This is a genomic window from Escherichia sp. KCJ4928 (genome assembly GCF_004352695.1).
Lineage (GTDB): Bacteria > Pseudomonadota > Gammaproteobacteria > Enterobacterales > Enterobacteriaceae > ECMA0423.
This window is the reverse complement of the sequence record NZ_SJWV01000788.1, coordinates 1-255: the sequence shown is the minus strand read 5'-3', so window position 1 is coordinate 255 and position 255 is coordinate 1. Positions and strand designations below refer to the sequence as shown.

General features: G+C 53.9%; 1 protein-coding gene. It reads right to left on the bottom strand.

Features of this window, described 5'->3' with window-relative positions; all coding sequences use genetic code 11:
- Window positions 1–82: 82 nt before the first annotated feature.
- Window positions 83–255 (bottom strand): type IV secretory system conjugative DNA transfer family protein (locus tag E0D98_RS26785; protein WP_165941072.1); only part of this gene is annotated, 173 nt, incomplete at its 5' end.

Sequence of the window (255 nt, the reverse complement as noted above, 5' to 3'; positions counted from 1 at the left end):
ACTGACGCGGTGGCGGNCACACCAGGCAAAAAAATGGCGAAACTCTTCTGCCGTAAAACGGGAGAAGGGGAAGGTACCGAAGTCATCTGGTGATATCATTTTTCTCTCCTTCGGTGCTGACAAGAGGGCGCCAGCGCGATTTCTGCAGCGTAAATTCAGCATGTGTTTTCAGGCGGCGGACGCGATCGCCAGTGATGAGTTTTTGCCCGTTGCCGGTAACCGTCTGCATCTGCTCTGTGACATCTGGACGTGTGA